This window comes from Thermanaeromonas sp. C210 (assembly GCF_013167955.1).
Classification (GTDB): Bacteria; Bacillota; DSM-521; order Neomoorellales; family Neomoorellaceae; genus UBA12545.
This window is the reverse complement of sequence record NZ_BLWF01000002.1, coordinates 164,511-181,889: the sequence shown is the minus strand read 5'-3', so window position 1 is coordinate 181,889 and position 17,379 is coordinate 164,511. Positions and strand designations below refer to the sequence as shown.

21 protein-coding genes and 1 tRNA gene are annotated in these 17,379 nt (G+C 56.8%); 16 read left to right on the top strand and 6 right to left on the bottom strand.

The window, feature by feature from the left end:
* Positions 1–10: 10 nt before the first annotated feature.
* From TAMC210_RS04985 to TAMC210_RS04955, 7 genes are all read left to right on the top strand, one after another.
* Positions 11–1,264 (top strand): four-carbon acid sugar kinase family protein, encoded by a 1,254-nt coding sequence (locus TAMC210_RS04985; protein WP_173297710.1) that lies wholly within the window; start codon positions 11–13, stop codon positions 1,262–1,264.
* The gene (gene pdxA / locus TAMC210_RS04980; protein ID WP_173297709.1) at positions 1,221–2,342 is read left to right on the top strand and encodes a 4-hydroxythreonine-4-phosphate dehydrogenase PdxA; all 1,122 of its coding nucleotides are present in this window, start codon (positions 1,221–1,223) and stop codon (positions 2,340–2,342) included. Before TAMC210_RS04985 ends, pdxA begins: the two co-directional genes overlap by 44 nt.
* 97 nt (positions 2,343–2,439) lie before the next feature.
* Entirely contained in the window at positions 2,440–3,021 is a 582-nt protein-coding gene (locus TAMC210_RS04975) for a class II aldolase/adducin family protein (RefSeq protein WP_173297708.1), read from the top strand.
* Positions 3,022–3,048: 27 nt separating this feature from the next.
* Positions 3,049–4,074, top strand: a complete 1,026-nt coding sequence (locus tag TAMC210_RS04970) for an alcohol dehydrogenase catalytic domain-containing protein (protein ID WP_173297707.1) — start codon at positions 3,049–3,051, stop codon at positions 4,072–4,074.
* 94 nt (positions 4,075–4,168) lie between these two features.
* Entirely contained in the window at positions 4,169–5,671 is a 1,503-nt protein-coding gene (locus tag TAMC210_RS04965) for a xylulokinase (RefSeq protein WP_173297706.1), read from the top strand.
* Positions 5,672–5,816: 145 nt separating this feature from the next.
* Positions 5,817–6,584, top strand: coding sequence for a FadR/GntR family transcriptional regulator (locus TAMC210_RS04960; RefSeq protein ID WP_173297705.1), 768 nt, complete (start codon positions 5,817–5,819; stop codon positions 6,582–6,584).
* A 90-nt stretch (positions 6,585–6,674) separates the two neighbouring features.
* Positions 6,675–7,646 carry a sigma-54 interaction domain-containing protein gene (locus TAMC210_RS04955; protein ID WP_254388556.1) on the top strand — a complete coding sequence of 324 codons (972 nt, stop codon included), beginning with the start codon at positions 6,675–6,677 and terminating at the stop codon, positions 7,644–7,646.
* A 32-nt stretch (positions 7,647–7,678) separates the two neighbouring features.
* On the opposite strand, the gene TAMC210_RS04950 is transcribed toward TAMC210_RS04955, so the two are convergent.
* The 4 genes from TAMC210_RS04950 to TAMC210_RS04935 all read right to left on the bottom strand — a co-directional run bounded on the left by TAMC210_RS04950 (position 7,679) and on the right by TAMC210_RS04935 (position 10,366).
* A complete protein-coding gene (locus TAMC210_RS04950; protein WP_173297703.1) occupies positions 7,679–8,413 on the bottom strand; it encodes an MBL fold metallo-hydrolase in 735 nt (244 codons plus the stop codon).
* A 53-nt stretch (positions 8,414–8,466) separates the two neighbouring features.
* A complete protein-coding gene (gene paaI, locus TAMC210_RS04945) occupies positions 8,467–8,868 on the bottom strand; it encodes a hydroxyphenylacetyl-CoA thioesterase PaaI (RefSeq protein WP_173297702.1) in 402 nt (133 codons plus the stop codon).
* 36 nt (positions 8,869–8,904) lie between these two features.
* Positions 8,905–9,153 carry a hypothetical protein gene (locus TAMC210_RS04940; RefSeq protein ID WP_173297701.1) on the bottom strand — a complete coding sequence of 83 codons (249 nt, stop codon included), beginning with the start codon at positions 9,151–9,153 and terminating at the stop codon, positions 8,905–8,907.
* Positions 9,154–9,223: 70 nt separating this feature from the next.
* Positions 9,224–10,366, bottom strand: a complete 1,143-nt coding sequence (locus TAMC210_RS04935; protein ID WP_173297700.1) for a glycerate kinase — start codon at positions 10,364–10,366, stop codon at positions 9,224–9,226.
* Between the two features lie 288 nt (positions 10,367–10,654).
* Between TAMC210_RS04935 and TAMC210_RS04930 the strand changes: the two genes are divergently transcribed.
* Positions 10,655–10,730, top strand: a tRNA-Ala gene (locus tag TAMC210_RS04930).
* Positions 10,731–10,873: 143 nt separating this feature from the next.
* On the opposite strand, the gene TAMC210_RS04925 is transcribed toward TAMC210_RS04930, so the two are convergent.
* On the bottom strand, positions 10,874–11,581 hold the full coding sequence (locus tag TAMC210_RS04925; RefSeq protein WP_173297699.1) for a tyrosine-type recombinase/integrase: 708 nt from the start codon (positions 11,579–11,581) through the stop codon (positions 10,874–10,876).
* 299 nt (positions 11,582–11,880) lie between these two features.
* Here TAMC210_RS04925 and TAMC210_RS04920 point away from each other — a divergent pair, with 299 nt between their 5' ends.
* The 8 genes from TAMC210_RS04920 (at position 11,881) to TAMC210_RS04890 (ending at position 16,383) form a co-directional block, all read left to right on the top strand.
* Positions 11,881–12,117 (top strand): DUF433 domain-containing protein, encoded by a 237-nt coding sequence (locus TAMC210_RS04920; RefSeq protein ID WP_254388519.1) that lies wholly within the window; start codon positions 11,881–11,883, stop codon positions 12,115–12,117.
* 74 nt (positions 12,118–12,191) lie between these two features.
* Positions 12,192–12,308: a DUF5615 family PIN-like protein gene (locus TAMC210_RS13900; protein WP_217267271.1), complete on the top strand. Its 117-nt coding sequence runs from the start codon at positions 12,192–12,194 to the stop codon at positions 12,306–12,308.
* Between the two features lie 21 nt (positions 12,309–12,329).
* A complete protein-coding gene (locus tag TAMC210_RS13275; protein ID WP_217267270.1) occupies positions 12,330–12,476 on the top strand; it encodes a hypothetical protein in 147 nt (48 codons plus the stop codon).
* An 884-nt stretch (positions 12,477–13,360) separates the two neighbouring features.
* Positions 13,361–13,606 carry a hypothetical protein gene (locus tag TAMC210_RS04910; RefSeq protein ID WP_173297697.1) on the top strand — a complete coding sequence of 82 codons (246 nt, stop codon included), beginning with the start codon at positions 13,361–13,363 and terminating at the stop codon, positions 13,604–13,606.
* A 435-nt stretch (positions 13,607–14,041) separates the two neighbouring features.
* On the top strand, positions 14,042–14,296 hold the full coding sequence (locus tag TAMC210_RS04905; RefSeq protein WP_173297696.1) for a CARF domain-containing protein: 255 nt from the start codon (positions 14,042–14,044) through the stop codon (positions 14,294–14,296).
* A 174-nt stretch (positions 14,297–14,470) separates the two neighbouring features.
* Positions 14,471–14,839 (top strand): ArsR/SmtB family transcription factor, encoded by a 369-nt coding sequence (locus tag TAMC210_RS04900; protein WP_173297695.1) that lies wholly within the window; start codon positions 14,471–14,473, stop codon positions 14,837–14,839.
* 63 nt (positions 14,840–14,902) lie between these two features.
* On the top strand, positions 14,903–16,072 hold the full coding sequence (locus TAMC210_RS04895) for a permease (RefSeq protein WP_173297694.1): 1,170 nt from the start codon (positions 14,903–14,905) through the stop codon (positions 16,070–16,072).
* Positions 16,073–16,140: 68 nt separating this feature from the next.
* The gene (locus tag TAMC210_RS04890; RefSeq protein ID WP_173297693.1) at positions 16,141–16,383 is read left to right on the top strand and encodes a thioredoxin family protein; all 243 of its coding nucleotides are present in this window, start codon (positions 16,141–16,143) and stop codon (positions 16,381–16,383) included.
* Between the two features lie 112 nt (positions 16,384–16,495).
* Here the strand turns inward: TAMC210_RS04890 and TAMC210_RS04885 are convergent, their stop codons facing one another.
* Positions 16,496–17,371, bottom strand: coding sequence for a tetrahydromethanopterin S-methyltransferase subunit H (locus TAMC210_RS04885; protein WP_173297692.1), 876 nt, complete (start codon positions 17,369–17,371; stop codon positions 16,496–16,498).
* Between the last annotated feature and the right edge of the window lie 8 nt (positions 17,372–17,379).

Genomic DNA, 17,379 nt, shown 5'->3' with positions numbered 1-17,379 from the left:
TGGGCGGGCCGTGACTATCTTACCGGTCGTAATAATAGCCGACGACCTAACCGGAGCCTGCGACGCCGCTGCCCAATTCCTTCCTCAAATACGCCCCATAAAGGTTTGGACGGAGGTGCCGTCCGAGATTTCCCGGGACCTGCGTTCGTACAGGGTGATTTCCCTGAACACCCAGACTAGGGATCTCTCCCCTCATTCGGCAGGAGAGATTTGCAGAGCGGCAGGGCATCTTTTGAGGGTGAGTGGCGTAAGAACCATTTTGATCAAAAAGATAGATACCGCCTTTCGCGGCAATGTAGGCATTGAAATAGAACGGCTCTTAGATAGTTTGGGTTTGAAGGCTGCGGTGGTAATACCTTCTATTCCCGACCTGGGGAGAACAACCGTCAACGGTGTTCAACTACTTGAAGGCAGACCCATTCACGAATTCTTTGCAGAGGATCCAACGTATAAGTTGCGCACGTCAAAAGTCACAGAACTGATAAGCCGTAGTACGCGACTGCCCGTGGGGAATGTACCCTTAAATGTGGTTCGCAAAGTAAAGGAAATAAGGCCGGCTGTAGAGCAGGCCTTGAAAGCCGGGTTTAGGATAATCGTTTTCGATGCCGCCAGCAACGAAGATATAGATCGGACGGTATACAGTTTACTTTCTGATGGCCTTTCCTTCCTTTTTGTTGGTTCTCTGGGCCTTACGGCTGCCATTTCCCGGTACCTTGTTGGAGCAAGGGGTACCGGACACGGGCCCATACATGGAGCCCAGACCCCGGGGAGGGGTGCCCGGGGGGGAACCCTGGTCGTCTGCGGCAGCAGGCACCGGGCCTCGGTACAGCAGGTCGAGTGTTTGAGAGGGGTGGAGGGTGTAAAGACTTTCTCCCTCGAGATAACTCCGCCGGGGCCGGATGAATTTTTACTTGAAGACATTGCCGCCGCCTTGAGGGGCGGAAATATGGTGGTCCTGAGGGCCGAACAGGTAGGGGAAATCACGGCGGCCGGCAGCTTGGCGGCCGATTACCTGGCCCGGGTCACCAAGGCTATAGGGGAAAGGGCGTCCTTCGAAGATCTTATAATCCTGGGCGGGGATACGGCTTATCACGTGTGCCAAACTTTAGGGGTTGTAGAACTGGAGCTGGAAGGCGTTATGCATACAGTAGTTAGTCGCGGTCGGGTGATAAAGGGGCCGCGGTCGGGATTGCAGCTGTGGCTAAAGGGGGGCTCCGTCGGTGGTCCGCGAATATTGGCGGATGTCCTTGACTACCGGGGATAGGCCGCCTGGGGAAAGTATACCGGGCGAATTACGCCCGCTAATAGGAATAACCATGGGGGACGCGTCGGGGATAGGGCCGGAAATCATAGTAAAGGTCTTGGGTTCTCCAGAGGTCTACGACAAGTGTGTACCCGTCGTACTGGGCGATGCCAAGGTCTTGGAAAGGGCCCGTCAGATGGTCGACCCGGACCTTAGAATAAACAAGGTGGTCAACCCTGCCCAGGCCCTAGGACGGCCCGGCATAATCGATCTTATCGACTACGATAACATTGAGATGGACCAGGTACCGGACGGCGTGGCCAATCCTGTCGCAGGGAGGGCGGCGGTTTTTTACACTAAAGCGGCTGCCAGCATGGCAATGGAAGGGAAAATCGATGCCGTCGTTTCCGCTCCTGTAAACAAGGAGGCAATGAGGCTGGCAGGTTACACTTACGAGGGGCAGGCCCAAATACTGGCAGAAGCCACCGGCGCCTCGGAATATTCCATGATCCTTACATTAAGGCACGTGCGCATTATGATGCTCACCACCCACATGTCCCTTATGGAGGCCTGCCGGCAGGTAAAAAAGGACCGGATCTTAAGGGCATTACATTTAGCTCATAAATCGCTGGAGGGTTTCGGTATAAAGGCTCCCCGCATCGGCGTGGCCGCCCTTAATCCTCACGCAGGGGAGAACGGGCTGTTCGGCCGGGAGGAAATAGATGAAATTGTACCGGCCGTAAACCAAGCCCGCGCGGAAGGCCTTAACGTTTCTGGGCCCTTCCCGGCGGACAGCATTTTCTTAAAAGCAAGGGATGAGGCCTTGTTTGATCTGGTACTCAGCCTTTATCACGACCAGGCCAATATCGCGGCCAAGCTCATGGGATTCGGCTCCGTCGTGACCCTTATGCTGGGTATCGGGATTATCCGTACCTCCGTGGGGCACGGTACGGCCTTCGACATCGCCTGGCAAAATCGGGCCAGGGCCGATAATTTCAAGGCCGCACTGCTTGCCGCCGCAGACCTGGCTATTCGCAGGCGCGGTTGCGGTGGCCCGCCGGAGAAAGATTTACGGTGCCCGGCCGGTCCGGCTCCCTAGACCTTGCGGGGAATTGGGTGGGGGTTGATTTTACTCCGGCGTAGTGCCAAGATGGGAAATGGTGGACTCTAGAAGCTTTAACCTAGGGGGAATTTCTATGGACTTAAAAGATCAACTGGTCGAAGTATGCCATCTGCTCTATCAACGGAAACTGGTAAGCAGCACCGGCGGGAACGTGAGCGTAAGGACGGAAAGGGGACTTTACATCACGCCTACCGGCTATTCCCTGGGGGAACTAACCAGAGACGACATAGTGGAGATGGACCTTGAGGGCAACGTCTTAAGCGGGGGCCGGCCTTCGAAGGAATGGCGGTTCCATACTAGCCTCCTGAAGCTGCGGGAGGACGTCAACGCCGTAATCCACGCCCACCCCACCTATGCCGTGGCCGTATCCTGCAGAAAGGATCTAGAGCTTGCCGATGCCATGCCGGCCCTTACACCGGGTTATCTCGTCCGAGTAGGAAAGCTTCCGGCGGTCCCCTACGCGCCTCCGGGGACCGAAGACCTGGCCCGGAGCGTTGAGGATGTGCTGCGCGACCACCATGCCGTCCTCATGCAGAACCACGGCGTCACGGTGGTGGCGAAAGATTTAAGGTATGCCCTAATTCTCTTAGAAGAAATCGAAGAGAACGCCCACCTTTATCTCTTGTTGGGTCGAGATTATCGTTCCCTGAGTTAAAAATTCCGGGAGAAAGGAGCCAAGGACGTGAAAGCCCTTTATTTCTTGAGCCCCGGGCAACTGGAGCTGCGCGAGGTGGAGAAGCCCGAGGCGGGCCCGGGCGAATTGATAGTGAAGGTAGCCTACGCCGGGGTGTGCGGCACGGATGTGCGGATCTACCGTGGAACCAAAGCCATTCCCGCGCCGCGGATAATCGGCCATGAATTTTCGGGAACCATTGCCGAGGTAGGTCCGGGGGTGGAAGGCTGGGAGGTCGGCTCCCGGGTAACCGTCTATCCCGTTATACCCTGCGGTACGTGTTACGCTTGCCGGAGCGGCCGGCCCAACATATGCCTTAACCGCACCACCATCGGTTACGAACTGGACGGGGCCTTTGCGGAGTACGTAAAAGTACCGCGAGAAGCCGTGGGGCAAGGTCACGTGATACCCCTGCCGCCGGAAGTCTCCCTGGAGGAAGCGGCGGCCGCCGAACCCGTAGCCGCGGCCTTCCACGGGATTCGGCGGTCCCGGCTTTCTCCCGGGCAGGACGTCTGCATTATGGGCGCGGGTCCCATAGGCCTCTATCACCTGCAGTTAGCCTTCTGGCGCGGCGCCCGGCAGGTTATTGTTTCGGAACCCCAGGAAGAAAGAAGGAATCTTGCCTTAAGGTTCGGCGCCACGGTGGCGGTGGCACCCGAGGAAGTAAAGGCAGCGGTGGGTGAAGTCACCGGCGGAGCGGGAGTTGACGTAGTATTCATCGACGTGGGAATACCCGCCATAATCAGGGAAGCCGTGAGCCTCGCCAAAAAAGGCGGGACGTGTGTGCTTTTTGCCGGCTGCCCGGCCGGGAGTACGGCCGAGATAGATCCCAATGAAATCCACTACAGAGAAGTAGACCTCATAGGTTCTTCGGCCTCCACGCCCGGAAATTTAGCCACGGTCCTAAGGCTGGCAGCCCGGAATTTCATCGATATCAAGAGCACTATAGGCCACATTTTGGACTTGGAAGACTGGGCCCGGGCCTTCCAGATGAAACAGGATTATGCCGGGCTGAAAACCCTCCTAAAGCCTTAACCTTGGCAGAACCCCCGTTGTGTTTCCGGTGACTTGTTTAGAGGTATGTTAACGGGGAGCCCCAACGACAAGGGAAGATAAGGGAGAAGGCCCCATGGAAAAATACCTCCTAGGCGTGGATGTGGGCGGGTCGGGGTGCAAGGTATCCCTCTACGACCGGGAGGGCCGTCCGGTGGCTGCGAGCTACCGGGAAACCCCCCTGGCTTTCCGGGGCGGCGGTCTGGTGGAAGCGGACCCCCAGGAATGGTGGGAGAGCTGTCTTTTGGGAATAAAGGAAGTGTTAAGCCGTTGTTCCGGTGAGGTAGCGGGCATAGGAGTAAGCGGTACCAATGCCACCCTGGTCGTGGACCAAAGGGGGGAACCCCTTTACCCCGCCATTATGCAACTGGACCTGCGCTCCGTTAAAATGGCCGAAGAAATAGAGCAAAGAATAGGCTTCACTAAGGTGTTCGAAATTACCGGCAACCGTATAGCCGCCGGCACCTTTTCCCTGCCCGCCATCTTATGGATGAGGAGAAATATATCGGCCTTAGAGGCCGAGAAGCACACCTTTTTGGTGCCCACCGGTTTTATTGTGTTTAAGCTGACCGGCCGCCGCACCGTCGATTATTCTCGGGCGGCTACCATGCTGTTGTTCGATTACCGCCAAAAGTGTTGGGATGCCCAACTCATGGGCGACCTCGGCATAAGCCTCGAGGAGCTGCCGGAAATCCATCCACCCTGGGAGGTGGTAGGGGGGGTAAGGCCGGAAGTAGCCGAGCAGACGGGACTGAAGGCCGGGACCCCGGTGGTGGCAGGCTGTATGGACACCGTAGCCGCCATGTTGGGGGCGGGCATTGCCGCCAAAGCCCAAACCCTAATAACCCTGGGCACGGTGGGGAGAGTATCTGCGGTCACCGACGAAGGTAAGTGGAGGCCCGAATTCCTCAATTGCCACCACGGCGTAGAGGACACATGGCTGAGCATCGCCCTCATAAACACGGCGGGAGCCTGCCTGCGGTGGTACCGGGACCTGGTAGGCGGGGATTACGGCGCTTTAAACGAAGAAGCGGCCGCAGTAGAAGCGGGCCGGGAGGGCCTAATCTTTCTCCCGTACCTGGGGGGCGAGAAATCTCCTATATGGGATGTCCAGGCCCGGGGTATTTTCTTCGGCCTGAGGCTGCACCATACCCGGGCCCACCTCTACCGGGCGGTGCTGGAAGGTATCTCCATGGCTATAAGGCACAACCTGGAGATAATGGCCCGGGACCGGGAGCCTTCCCCCGAATCCGGCCTTTACGTAAACGGCGGGGGAGCGGCAAGCTCCGTCTGGCTGACTATTCTGGCCTCGGTCTTGGGTAGGCCCCTATTTGTGCTTAAGAATCCGGAGACAGAACCCCTCGGCGCGGCCTGGCTGGCGGGAAAGGGTACCGGGGAGGGCAGGTGCAGCCTGGAGGAGCTCCTCCACCGGGGGATATCCTTCCAGGTTTGGCCGCGGGAGGAGCACAAGGCCTTTTACGATGAGCTCTTTGCCACGTATCGCCACCTTTATACGGCCAATAAGGATTTGTTCGGGCGGGGAGAAACCCTTTCGCTTCAGGGGAGAGAGCCCTGTTAAGGCGGTTGAACTTAGAAAGAGAAATTTGTGAAAATAGGCAGGAATTTGCGCCCAGACGACGAATATATCTTCCAAGTAGTTGTAATACAACTTACCATCTTGGGCCTTAAGCTGGCCTAAACAGAGGGTACGGAGAGATGGAAGGATGGCGATCAGGCGTATTCCCAAGGTTAGTGTCAGCCAGGCCGTCTTCGAACAATTGAGGGACCAGATATTCAGCGGGAACTGGCCTCCGGGTAGCCGTCTACCTTCGGAAAACGAGCTGGCCAGGATGTTGGGGGTAAGCCGCATCTCCGTGCGGGCGGCGTTACAAAAGCTTAACACCTTGGGACTGGTCCAGAGCCGGCAGGGTGGGGGCACTTTTGTAACTGACGTCACGGTGGATGTTTATTTGAATCCCCTGATCCCGGCCCTGGCCCTGGGCAAACATGACCTGCTGGAGATCCTCGAGTTCAGGAGGGTTTACGAAGTTGAAAATGCCCGGCTGGCCGCCATGCGTCGCACGGAAAAGGACCTGGAGCGGCTGGAAGCTATTATGGAGCGCATGCGCCAGGTTAAGGAGGATCTCTCCCTGTTTTCCGTAGAGGACCTCAATTTTCACCTGGAGGTGGCCAGGGCTGCGAAGAACTCCCTGATACTTAAGGTGGCCCAAATTACCAAGGATATCCTGCGGCACCATATGAAGGAGATTGTTGCCTTTCGCGGGAGTAAAGACGGCTTATATTACCACCCCCTGATTTTAGAGGCCATAGCGGCCCGGGATCCCCAAAGGGCGGCGGAAATAATGGCAGAACATATTGAGACCATGATAGACGATGTGAGGGAGCACTATCCGGAAGAAGAGGACAATAGGGGTGGCGCCGAAGGGAGGGAGACATGGAGGGGAGACAGGCAGGCGGACACCGAAGTATGAAGGGAGCCCGAAGGCTGCCGACCGGCGCGCCTTGCTGTACATTCCGGAAAGCCATGCCTATGCCAATAATAGAGGTGAAGACCCTTGGCAGTGCGGCAGGCCAAGTATTTTTTAGAGGATATCAAGACGGTAAACCCCGATATGCAGAAGATTAAGGCGATGATACAGCGAGTCGCCCCCTCTGAAGCTACCGTACTTATCATAGGTGAGAGCGGTGTGGGAAAGGAATTGATTGCCTCTGCCCTGCACAACGAGAGCGGGCGACCCGGTGAATTTGTGGCCGTTAACTGTGCCGCCGTTCCGGACGGCCTGTGGGAAAGTGAATTTTTCGGCTATGAAGAGGGAGCTTTTACAGGGGCATGCAGGAAGGGTAAGGCCGGGATCGTAGAGAGGGCCCACATGGGAACCTTGTTCCTCGACGAAGTGGCGGAAATACCCTGGCCCCTGCAGGCCAAGCTCCTGCGAGTGCTCCAGGAAAAAGAGGTGACGCGCGTCGGGGGACACCGGCGACGACAGGTAGATGTGAGGGTGGTGGCCGCGACCAACAGGGATTTGGCCTCTATGGTAGAGAAGGGCGCCTTCAGGCGGGATCTTTATTATCGTTTAAGCGTTATACCCATATTGGTACCGCCCTTAAGGGATAGGCCGGATGACATCTTGTACCTGGGGGAATATTTCTTACGGTACTATGAAGGAAAAAGCGGCAAAAAATTCGCCGGATTTACTAATCGGCTGAAGAGGTTTTTCCTTTCCTACAATTGGCCTGGAAACGTAAGGGAGCTTGCCAACTGTATAGAATTTGCCGTTAGCCTTGAAGACGGGGGACGGATAGACCTGGACAGCCTGCCTCACCCCCTTAAAGAAGTAGCAAGGGAATGGCAGGAAAGGAATAAACCGGAAAAGTGTAATGGTTATAACGATTATGAAGAAAAATTACAGATCTTAAGGGTGTTAAATAAGCACGGCTGGACGGTAGAAGGGAAAAAGAAAGCCGCCCGCGAACTGGGGATAAGCCTGGCTACCCTTTACCGGCGTTTGAAAATCCATAATATCTGCTTCTAACCCGCCACGGGGTTTTCCGGCAGCCGGGCGGCTTAAATTTCCAACACCGAGCGCTCTACGGCTATTTGCGAGGCGGGAAAGACCGTCCGGGCTTCGGCGAGCAATTCCTGGGGCCGGTACCAGGACCGGAGATGGGTTAGGACCAGCCTCTTGACCCCGGCAAGCCGGGCCAGGTGGGCGGCCTGACCGGCCGACATGTGGCCGGTAGCCCCGGCTTCAAGGTCGCTCCTTAAATACGTTGCTTCCGCCAGGAGCAGGTCGGCTCCTTGGGCAAAGGAAGCCAGTTCCTCGGAATACTCGGCATCACCGGTGTAGACTAGAGTTTTGGCACCCCGGGAAATACGCATGGCCAGGGACGGCAGGGCGTGACGGGTGGGCATAAAGCGGAGGCTGAAATCCCCGACGGTCACTTCCCGGCCCGGCTCCAGGGGTTCGGCCTCCAGGGCTTCCTTGTAAGTAAGAGTGCGAAAAACATCCTCCGGATGGCTGGGCGCCCATACGGGTACCGGCTGCTTTCTTTTCCCTTCGGCCACGGCCTGATCCACGGCATAGCGGTAAACCCAAAGGTCGCTCATATGGTCTCCGTGCAGGTGGGAAAGGAAGATCCCGTCTACTTCCCAAAAGGGGACATATTCCTGCAGCCGGGCCATGATGCCGCTGCCGAACTCCAGCACCAGCCGGGTACCTTCACCTTCCAGGAGATATCCTAAACAGGCCCCGCCGGGAGGAGGATAGGGCGTATAACACCCCAGGATGGTCAAACGCATAGGCCTCACTCCTTTCGCATGTCCCCGCTATATATTAGCCCGCTCCTTCTATTCTAAACTTGCGGCCGGAAGGACGTGCCCCTAGCTATGGCGATGACCTTGCCGCTTCCTTCCTCTTCTATGGTCACGTCGTAAATGCCGGTACGCCGGGTGGCGTGGTGCTCCCGGGCGGTGGCCACCAGCCTTTGGCCCGCCAGGGCCGAGGCAAGGTAATTAATGGTTACCGTTAAGGCTACCGACTTTTCTCCCCGGGAGTTGCTGGCCAGCCCCAGGGCGGTATCCGCGAGGGTGAAAATGGCCCCGCCGTGGCCGATACCGTGAAAATTCAACATATTGTCCGTTAAAGTCATGGCTACCCGGGCATAACCGGGGGCCACTTCCAGCAATTCCACCCCCAGGTAACGGGGGAAGGCATCCTCGTGGAATTTTTGCCGAAGGTCTTCCCAAGCCTCCAATGGTTTCTCTCTCCCATTATTAAGATAAAAAGGTCTTCAGTCCCCCTCCTCTTGGGGCTTAGAGGCAACAATATGATAGGTCTGGCCGTCGCCGTCTCCCCGGCTTTGATAGTCTAATCCCCAATCTTCCAGGAGCTCTATGATGGGTTCGGCTTGATGGGCATCGGCGGCCTCCAGGGAAATGGTGAGGTGGTCGCCCCTTTGCAGCCGGGAAAGGGCATCCAGGACCTTGTCCCGGTCCTTGGGAGTAACGACCGGTCCTATCCACAGGTGGATGTCAGGCATCGGTGCTCCTCCCTCTGTACCTTTGGTGTCCTTAGTATGGCCGGAAGGAGCCCGTTTTAACTACGGAATCTCATCTCTTCAAAGCCGTAAGGAGGAGCACCAGGCGCTCCGCAGCGTCGGCCAGCAGCTCAGCCGCGTTTTCCAGGCAGAAGGAAAGGGGAACCGGTCGGGGCACGATGCTCATAAAACCTTTAATACCTTGTTCTAACACGGCGTTGGCTCCTTCCCCGATGGAACCCACTAAGGCCACTACGGGAATACCGTACTTGCCGGCCAACCGGGCCACTCCGACCGGTACTTTACCATGGACGGTCTGGCTGTTGATCTCCCCTTCCCCAGTAATGACCAGGTCGGCCCCCTGGGCCAGTATTTTTTCCAGGTTTACAGCTTCCATGACCAGCTCGATTCCGGGGCGCAAGGTGGCGCCCAGGAAAGCCACCAGGCCGGCCCCCAGGCCCCCGGCGGCGCCGGCGCCCGGAAGGTTTCGCACTTCCTTCCCCAAGTCGCGGACGATGATGTCGGCCAGGCGCGCCAGGGCCGCGTCCAGGCGAGGCACCATTTCCGGGGTGGCCCCCTTCTGGGGGCCGTAGACCGCCGAGGCGCCCCGCGGCCCGCATAAGGGATTATCCACGTCGCAGGCCACCATTATCTCCGCTTCCCGTATCCGGGGATCGAGGCTTTGACTATCAATGCGGTGCAGCCGCTCCAGCCCGGCGGCCCCGCGGGGGATTTCCTCACCATCCTGGTCCAGCAGGCGCACGCCCAGGGCCTGGGCCATACCTGCTCCTCCATCATTAGTTGCGCTACCCCCGATGCCCACGATAAGACGGCGACAGCCGGCATCCAGGGCATGACGGATGAGTTCTCCGGTGCCGTAAGTAGTGGTAATGAGGGGATTGCGCCGGTCTTTTGGTACCAGCGGCAGGCCGGAGGCCTGGGCCATTTCTATTACCGCGGTCCGGCCGTCACCCAGGACGCCCCAGCAAGCCCTCACCGGCTCCCCCAGGGGACCGGTAACGGTGGCCGCTTCCACTCGACCGCCCGTGGCGGCTACCAGAGTGGAGATCAGCCCCTCACCGCCGTCCGCCAGGGGCACCTCTATTGTTTCTGCTGCGGGCAGAACCCTTTTGACACCCGCCGCAATGGCCGCTGCTACTTCGGGTGCCTCGAGGCTCTCCTTAAAAGAGTCGGGAGCTATGACGATACGCTTCATGGCCGCCCTCCTGTAGAAGTTGGCTATGGACTTCCAGCCTAAAATAAATTTCGCCGGCCGGGCGCAAAAACCTCTTTAAGTATGCTGCGGAGAGCAAACTTTGTTACGAAAGTTTATCCAAACTGAAATCCTTTAATTGGAACCGAACCGGTACCCCGCGACTTCCCAAAGCTTTAAGTTGTTGTTATCATCAAAGTACTGTGAACGAAACTCTGGCCTATCTACACAGGGTGTTGAACTAGCTCTTGACAAAGGGGAAAAGTAGGGGATATAATAAATGCTGCGCGTGGGGCTATAGCTCAGTTGGGAGAGCGCTTGAATGGCATTCAAGAGGTCGGGGGTTCAAATCCCCCTAGCTCCACCAAGAAAAAGAAAGGCCTCCCGGGATCGGGGGGCCTTAAAAATATGACGGTTTACGATAATCTTACGGCAATGCGGGCGGTCCCGCATTCAGCGGCGGGCCGCCCCCTTTTTCCCCTTTCCCTTCCCCTAAGTCGAGCACCGAGCTCAGCTTCTCCGTGGCCCTCTCCTGGAGGCCAGGCACGAGGTGGCTGTACGTGTCAACGTGACGGTTATGGTGCTGTGGCCCAGCCTCTCCTGGACGACCTTGGGATGCTCCCCGAGGAGCAGGAGCAGGGTCGCATGGCTGTGCCGCATGTGGTGGAAGCTCACGTTGGGCGGCCCGCCCGTCCTCAGCAGGCCCTCAAACTTGCGGACGAAGTTGCGGGGGTCGAGCGGCCTGCCCTCCTCGGTGCAGAAGACCAGACCGTGGTCGCAGTACGCGGGCCCCCGGGACAACCTCTCCCCGGCCTGCCGCTTTTTGTGGGTCCTGAGCCCGGCCACCACTTCCTTCGGCAGCGGTATCGTCCGCCTCGACTTCTCAGACTTCGGCTCCATGAACGCCAACTCGTGCCTAGTCCTTATCAGGGAGCGCCTCACGGTGACTGTACCCCTCTCCAGGTCTACGTCCTCCCACTTGAGGCCGAGGAGCTCGCCGCGGCGGAGGCCTGTCGCCCCCTCAAAGAGGAACGCTGGGAAGAGCCTGCCGTCCCTCGCCGCGGCCAGGAACCGGTTCAGCTCATCGGCGGTCAGGGGTCTTATCTCCTTACGCTTCTGCCTCGGCGGGCTGACCGCCTCGGCCACGTTGCGGTAGACGAGGTCTTCTCTGACCGCCTGCTCCAGGGCCTGACGGAGCACGGCGTGTATGTAGGGCACCGTCCTGGCCGAGAGCCCCCTCCCTGCCGTCCGCGTGGCCGCCCCGGGGAGACGGGCCGGGGCAACCCGGCCTTCAAATATTTTCTGGGAGTGCTGGAGAAGACATGTCTTTGCCGGATATAATATTGACAGGAGTAAATCAGGACTCAGTCCTAAAAGGCTACAGCCAGCAAAATGCAGGAGTTGTAAATGGATTTAAAGAGGCTTGCTCCGGAATACAGGTTCAAAGCTCGCTGCCGAGCATTTCTTAATTGTTGATCACAGGAAGCAGGATGTTTGCCAAAGGGGGAAAGCGTACAGTGGCAGATGGTTTGATTAAATCCGATCCTAAGGTCCTTATGGGGAAACCCGTGATTGCCGGGACCAGGATACCCGTAGAGCTTATTCTTGAGAAGCTTGCGGCCGGCGAGACGGTGGAACAAATTATGCAGGCCTACCCGCGCCTCACTGAAGAAGGAATCCGGGCAGCTGTGGCATTCGCCGCAAAAGCTATTCGGGCTGATGTAATTTATCCAGTGCAAGAGGTGGCTGAATGAGATTTCTGGCCGATGAGAACGTAGACCGCGAGATTGTTGTCGAGCTTAGAAAGCGCGGGTGCTAGGTTACCTATGTGGCAGAGATGGACCCAGGTATCTCAGACGACGCACTTTTGGATTTGGCCAATAAAGAGAAGGCGATACTGATAACAGCGGACAAGGACTTTGGAGAAATTGTCTTCAGACAGTAGCGCGTTACTGAAGGTGTTGTCTTGGTAAGACTTTCGGGCCTGCCGCAAGAGGTTAAAGCCAGGTTAGTGGCTCTAGCTATTGAGAAGCACCTTACGGAAATTACAGGTGCCTTTACCGTCATTACCCGCAACCACATCCGCATTAGAAAGATAAACCCCATCCCTTGAAGCCTTACATCGTTTGGCACGGGGAGGCTAACTGTAGTAGTGCTGGCTCCTTAGTTGCCAAAAACAAAACAGGAGAAGAGGGATTGGCCTTTTTATTTATAGCTTAGCCTGGGCAGGATTGTGGAGGGCGAGGTTGTCGTCGATCCCCGGGGTTTATTGCAGTACTGGGGATTGACGACAAAAAAGTTTGCTCCAGTACCCGCAAGCCCTTGCGCCCCGATAGATTCGCAATGGTTTTGACCCGACTAATAGGGGACGGAAACAGATCTCAAACAACTTAGCCCGTTTGGCGTTTAGCAGTTTTGACCCGACTAATAGGGGACGGAAACGCTAGCAGGAGACGGTCAAGCGGGCTCATTGATTTCCGTTTTGACCCGAGTGCTAGTCCTTTCGTATTTGACAGCGGGGCGGTCCCCCCTGCCCCAACGAGAGAGCTCCGAGGCCCTGGCGAATGAACTAAGGCGGCGGGGCTACAATGTGTACCTCATAAAGCTCCGGGAATAAAACACCCGCGGGTTTTAAGCTTCTGCGGGGCAGGAATATTAAGGAAATAGTAGAATAATTAATCATTAAGGGGTAACCTCACCTTTAACGACCCAGGGCGAGGGGCTTAACAAGGGCAGGGCTTTAATTTAATAAGGGCCCAGCAATTTACTGTTGAGCTATCATCCCGGGGTACAAGTTAGGCGGCCGCGCCCTCGAAGTGGCGCGCAAAGTATGGTGATCACCTAAGCTGTAGCGCCTTGTGCTATAGGGCCGGGTACGCCAGGAATCACCGGGTTGGGGCCAGAGCGGGACGTAGGCGGCTAACGGGGCGGTTAGCTGGTATTTTGAATATTCAGCATTACCGGGCTACGAAGCACGGTTTATGGAGGTAGATGCTGGTGCCCGTGCAGATAGGCAAAGCTGGCGCAGGGGCAAGGCAAATAGCCAGGCGGCGAGCGGTGCGGATCTGCTTGACGATAATAGTTTTCATCGTGTTGGGCAGCGGGCTTTCCTATGTTGGCAATAGGCTTTTACGTATTGATACTTGGCTTGCTTACCTTGTGGGACTGCTGGTATTCGGCCTGGGAATCGGTTTCCTAATCGCAGTTATCAAGGCCTCCACCGGCAAAGAAGGGAAGAGCTAGACAGGGCCGTCAAGCGCGCGGTAAAGGGAGCGGGTGCCGAGGAAAAAGTGTCGGAATAAAGGGAATAAGGGCAAGCTCAATGAAGAAGAGCGGCATGGAGTTTTCTGGCATCTCCTGGCAATTAAGTCTGAGGAGGAAAGTAGTTCCAGGTAGAGTTAATCCTCAACAAATTTAAGATAGAACTAGCTGAGCTGAGGCTTCCCCGGATAAAAACCGCTCTAGGACGGGGAGGGATAGAGGTTGGAGCGCGTCCTATTTGCTCCGATAGGCGATACTGATCCTGTAAGGTACGATTTCGACGGCTCTGTGCTCCATATTGTCAGGTATTACCAGCCCAAGACAGTATAACTTTTTATTAATAAGCGCTTTGAAGAGAGGGACCGCGAGCATGACATCTATGGCCGGCTCATAAAGCTCATATCGCCCAACTGCCGCGTGGAAAAGATATACACGGGCATAGAAGACGCTAGCGATTTTGACGCTTTTAACGAGATCATGAAAAGGTCGTTGGGAGAGATTGCCGCTCGCCACCCGGAGGCGGAAATACTTTTAAATATCTCCTCCGGCACACCGCAGATGATCGCCTGCCTCTGCCTGGAAGCGGTGAGCGGCCGCTACCGCTGCCGGCCGGTCCAGGTAAAAATGCCCAAAAGAGACTCCAATGCAGGCATAGGTCACTTGGCAAGATAATTCGGTAGAGACAATATGGGAGAAGCTTGTTTCCTCCGGTGATCGCCTAGTGGGAGTTCCTAGGAATGTAGTTGACGCGAAGTAAACCTTGGGCTATTATATAGTTACATAGAAATATACAAATATAGAAACCGACCTCGATTTTCACGCCGCCGGTTGCAGGAGGTGAAAATTATGGAAGGATTAATTGAATGCCTCAAGGTTTTGGCGGATCCCACCCGCATGAAAATCATTAAATTTCTCTTGGAGAGAGATATGTATGTGTGTGAACTGGTAGCAGTTATGAATATGGCCCAACCCACCGTCTCCCAGCACCTTAGAAGGTTGAAGGCTGTGGGATTGGCGGAAGAAAAGAAAGAAGGGCAGCGGGTCCGCTACCGGTTAAATAGAGCAGTGTTGGCCGGATGGCAGAGGGAATTAGAGGGATTTTTGGCCACACCCCCCAAGGATATCCCCTCCATGAAAGAAGAGTGGGAGCGGTATCAAAACCTCGTTGCCGACGGGAAAGTGCTGGATTCCTGCCCGGGCGTAAGGGAAATGTAAGGGCGAACAACACCCGGCAGGCACTGCAACCAGCCCGGTTTTGAGAAGGAGATGCGCAGTTCCATGGGAAGACAAGGCAAATTGATGCTCGTGGCAGCCGTATTCCTGGCCGCCTATTTTCTACCCTTCCACCACCCCAGGATACAGGGGGCTATTTTAGAAGCTCTCTACATGCTCCACGATTACGCCCGGGAACACGTCCTGTTCTGCCTGATTCCCGCCCTGTTTATCGCTGGGGCCATGAGCAATTTTCTTTCCTCCCAGTCCGTGATGAAGTATTTCGGACCGGATAGCCCTAAGGCCGCGGCCTATGGGATAGGGGCTGTTTCCGGGGCCGTTCTCGCCGTGTGCTCTTGCACTGTCCTACCCTTGTTCATGGGCATATACAAACGGGGAGCAGGCTTAGGACCGGCCATAGCTTTTCTTTATTCCGGCCCAGCAATAAACGTTTTGGCCATTATCCTTTCGGCCCGGGTTCTAGGATGGCAAATGGGACTGGCCCGGGCCTTGGGAGCGGTCATGTTTTCGGTGATTATAGGCCTCAGCATGGCCTTACTCTTTAGAGGAGAAGAGCAGGAGAGGGCTAAATGGTTGGTAATGCCGGAAGGAGGGGAAACCGGGCGGACCTTAGGTCAGACCGTGCTGTTTTTCCTTCTTTTGATCTTGATTCTTGTCTTTGCCGCCTGGGGTCAACCTGCGGAGAAGGCGGGTTTCTGGTACGGCGTCTACAGCATTAAGTGGTATCTGGTCGCCGGGCTCGTTATCGCCCTCGCCCTGGTATTGCGGGCCTGGTTTACGCGGGAAGAACTAAAGGCGTGGGTGGATTCTACCCTGGATTTCAGCCTTAAGATTTTACCCCTCCTCTTCGGAGGGGTACTGGCGGCCGGATTCCTCATGGGGAGACCCGGTGTGGATGCGGGGATAATCCCGGCCGAGTATATATCCATGGTGGTGGGAGGCAACGGGCTTCTGGCCAATTTCGCGGCTTCTATCTTCGGCGTCTTCATGTACTTTGCTACCCTGACGGAGGTGCCCATCGTCCAGGGGCTTCTGGGTTCCGGCATGGGCCAGGGACCCGCCTTGGCCCTTCTCCTGGCGGGTCCGGCTTTGAGCCTTCCCAGTATGCTGGTCATCAACAGCGTCCTGGGCTTCAAGAAGACCTTGGTCTATGTTATCCTGGTGGTCATAATGTCCACCCTGACGGGAACCTTGTATGGAGCCCTGGTTAGTTGAAGGGGAAAACTCCTTTTAGGCCGCTGGCGAGAGCCTCATACACTTTATAGAGAAAGGGGAGACCGTAAATGGAAATTAAAGTTTTGGGCACGGGGTGCGCCCGCTGTAATGCGCTGGAGAGGAACGTCATTAACGCCTTGGCCGAAATGGGGGTGGCGGCGGACGTGGAAAAGGTCACGGACATCAACAAAATACTTGACTACGGGGTCGTGATGACCCCGGGGCTGGTAATCAACGGCAAGGTCAAGGTTTCCGGCCGGGTGCCGGATAAAGCCGAGATCAAGAAGTGGATAGAAGAGGAAATGGGCTAAAGGCCGGGAGCAAACCGGCCTTTTAGCCCCCTTCGGCCTTAGGAGCGAATTCTCCCCGGCCGCGGCAGGCTCCTTCGCCTCCCGGCAGGGGGCGAGGCCCCCCGGCGCTTCGTCAAAAGGCCCTTCGTTTCTCCCGGGTCATCTCTCTGTCGGCATAAGCCAACATGCTGCCGGCGGCCTGGACGGCAGGATACACCCAGGGCGCATTGGCCAGGGAGCCGTAGAAGAGAAAATCCGCCCCCCAGGCCAGGGGTAGGGTTAGGGCGGCTGTGGCCGTGGCTATGCGTACCGCCTCTGAAGGCCGGTTCTCTCGCATCCAGAGATAAAAGCCGTTGCAGGGTGCACACCCCACGGGTAGATTCCACCTTTCCTTGGCCCGGGCTATGGTCAGGGCCGCCCAGCCGATGCTGGTAAGGTCGAGGACGCCGGCATCGATCATTATATCGAAACCGCGGGCCTGGAGTTTGGCCAGTAGCCCGTTGGGGCCATCCAGGAGATCCAGGCGGTCCCGGGGCCGCACGGCTGTGTTGCCCAGGGCTAGAACCACCACCCTCCGGACGCCGCACTCCTCCAGGAGAGCTAGCTCCTCCTCGGTCATACGCTCATCTAAAGAATTATAAATGATCCGCTGGATCAAAGGAGACCCCTTCAGTTCCTTCAGCACCTGCATCCTTACGGGCCGGTTCACGGCATCCAGCATGAGGGGCTCCTGGGAGTTTTCGGCGACAAAATCCAAGTACCTGCGCAAGGCCAGGGGGGTTTCTCCGATAACATCGATAATGCGCGGCAGGGAGTAGGTCCGGGCGAGCTCCTCCTCCTGCTGGAGGAGGTCGCGGGCTGCCCGGGCGTCGAAGAGGCCTTGTTCTGCGTCGAGCACGAGCCTTTGGCCCCGGAAGAAAATGCTACCTATCATCACCGTGGGCCGGTGGCCGGCCGGCCCGGTTGAGGCGGATGGTACGGTAGTCTGGTGCAGGTTGTAGCGTGACACGCAGGAAA